The organism is Carnobacterium sp. (genome assembly GCF_040274425.1).
In genome coordinates, this window is record NZ_JBEMBC010000160.1 from 1 (window position 1) to 2,575 (window position 2,575).

General features: G+C 36.1%; 3 protein-coding genes. All 3 read right to left on the bottom strand.

All coding sequences use genetic code 11. The annotated features are described in order from the left end of the window. Nucleotides 1-673 (bottom strand): PfkB family carbohydrate kinase (locus tag ABS911_RS14925; RefSeq protein WP_350468208.1); only part of this gene is annotated, 673 nt, incomplete at its 3' end. 1 nt (nt 674) lies between these two features. Beyond that, nucleotides 675-1,325: a bifunctional 4-hydroxy-2-oxoglutarate aldolase/2-dehydro-3-deoxy-phosphogluconate aldolase gene (locus ABS911_RS14930; RefSeq protein ID WP_034536936.1), complete on the bottom strand. Its 651-nt coding sequence runs from the start codon at nt 1,323-1,325 to the stop codon at nt 675-677. A 38-nt stretch (nt 1,326-1,363) separates the two neighbouring features. Further along, a partial coding sequence (locus tag ABS911_RS14935; protein WP_350468209.1) for a glucose PTS transporter subunit IIA occupies nt 1,364-2,575 on the bottom strand: 1,212 nt, incomplete at its 5' end.

The following is a 2,575-nucleotide window of genomic DNA, read 5'->3' on the forward strand; positions in this document are numbered from 1 at the left end:
TTTCTTGATAATAATAGATCATTTCATTTTTGATATCCTTATTTTCACTGTTCTCAGAAATATTCAGAAGATACCTGGCATCCATATCTCCAGCTGAACAATAATCTACATACGGCAAAATCAGTTTGATTATTTCCCTTGCTTCCTCTAAACTCCACAATTTAGAACGGTAATTGATATCAAAACTAATCTTAACACCTGCCTTCTTAGCAGCTTTGATTAAGTTCATTGTCAGCTTCTTCCATTCTTTCGAAAGTGCAGAAGTAATTCCAGAAATATGAAATAAATCGACGCCTTCGAAAAGAGCATCTAAATCCCACTCAATTTTTTTCATATCACCAAAACTAGAACCCGCTCGATCGTAAATCACATTTGCGGACCGCTTACCTACTCCAGCTTCCATATAATACAATCCTAAACGTTGACCACCAAAAAGCAGATGTGTAGTGAATACTCCATAACTATTCAGAAATTTTTTAACGGATTGGCCTAAAATATTATTGGGAACTTTGCTGGCAAAGGCTACTTCATGACCATAGTTGGCAAGCGAAATGGCTACATTCGCTTCTCCTCCTCCATAACAAACATCAAGTTGTTGTGCATGTGCTAATCGTTCTCCAGGATTTGTTGAGAGCCGCATCATGATTTCTCCCAAAGTTACAACTTTCCCCATATTATCTTTGTCCCTTTATTTCGTAGTATTTATCCATATATTGTGCTGCTAGATCTGTCACTTTATCAAAATCTCCGGTTTTTACTGGCTCTAATAAGTTCCCGCCAACTCCGACAGCCACTACGCCTTCATTGAACCAATCTGCCATATTGTCTATGCTGACTCCACCTGTAGGCATGATATTTAAATAAGGCAATGGAGCTTTAAATGCTTTAACCACACTAGGACCATACACGCTTCCAGGGAATAGTTTGACAATATCAACACCGCTTTTAAGTGCTGTTTCCATCTCAGTGATGGTCATGCATCCTGGTAGGTAAGGAATTTGATAAAGGTTACACATTTCTGCAGTAGCTGGGTTAAAGCTCGGACTCACAATATATTGAGCACCAGCCATAATGGCTAAGCGAGCTGTTGTTGCATCTAGTACTGTTCCAGCTCCAATAACCACATCATCATGGTCTTTGTAATCCTCAGCCAATTCTTTTATGATTTCATTAGCTTCTGGAACAGTAAAGGTTAATTCTATACTTCTAATTCCGCCCTTAATAACCGCGTGACTCGTTTTTAAAACTTCTTCTTTCGTTTCACCTCTAAGAACAGCTATGACTCCTGCTTCTTCTATTCGTTGTAAAATATTCATCTTTTTCATTCTTAAAACTCCTTAAAAAAATTATGATCTCTTACTACTTAAGATAAAATAGCATTTCCTAAAGTACTTCCTGCAAGATGTTCACCTTCCAGATTACTTTCACCTGATAATCTTTGAACTTTGTCCATATTAGTGACAACAACAATGATCGTATCATCTTTTTGAGCTTGTTTAATTTTTTCTAAATTAATATGAGCAATTTTTGTCTTAGGTGTTACAGATTCTCCTACTTTGACAAAAATATCAAATGCTTCTCCATTTAAACTCATTGTATCAATTCCCATATGAACAAGAATTTCAAGTCCATTTTCTGTTACTAGACCAACCGCATGTTTCGTTGGAAAAATTGTTTTAACTGTACCAGAAACAGGTGAATAAATATCTCCTGATGTAGATTTCATAGCATAACCGTCACCAATCATTTTTGTTGAAAATACATCATCATTTACATCTTCTAAAGGAACATACAAGCCATCCGTAACGGCACTCAATTGAACTTCGTTTGAACTTTCCTCTATTGTTTGTTTTGGTACTAAAAAACTAGTAATGGCAAACGAAACTCCGATTGCAATAATAATTCCTAACACTGCATAAATAAAATATTGACCAATATAAGCTGGTAGACTGAAAATACTTGATAAAATATATCCATAAATTCTTACTCCAAAGAAACTTATGAAAGCAGAAGAAATTGCACTACCAATAGTCGCTGCAAGAAACGCTTTTTTATACTTTGTTAATACCCCGAATAAAGCAGGCTCAGTAATACCTAACAATCCTGAAAATGCTGCTGATAAGATAATCGATTTTTCTTCTTTTGTTTGAACTTTTTTATATAAAGCAACCGTTGCACCTGTTATAGCCATATTAGCCATAAACATCATTGGCATTAACATGTCGTAACCTTGATTAGCAAAGTTTTGCAACGCAATTGGTGTCATAGCATGATGTAAGCCTGTAAGAATAGCGATGGGTCTGATCAATCCAACTACCACACCGGCTAAAATTGGCGAAATAGTAAACAACCAACTCACTCCAGCAGCAAGCAGATTACCAGCATGAATTCCGATAGGCCCTATTACCGTTAAAGCAATTAATCCTCCAACAAATAATGAAATCGTTGGTGTAAATACAGTACGTAAAATTTCTGGTAAAACTTTGTCAACCCACCGATAAATATAACTTAGTGCTAAAACAGCAAAAATGATAGGAATGACCGTTCCGGCATAGTTAAATACGGGTACAGGAAG

Bases quoted from the DNA above. Each gene is read 5' to 3' on its own strand.
- ABS911_RS14930 (WP_034536936.1), bottom strand. From the start codon at position 1,325: ATGAAAAAGATGAATATTTTACAACGAATAGAAGAAGCAGGAGTCATA.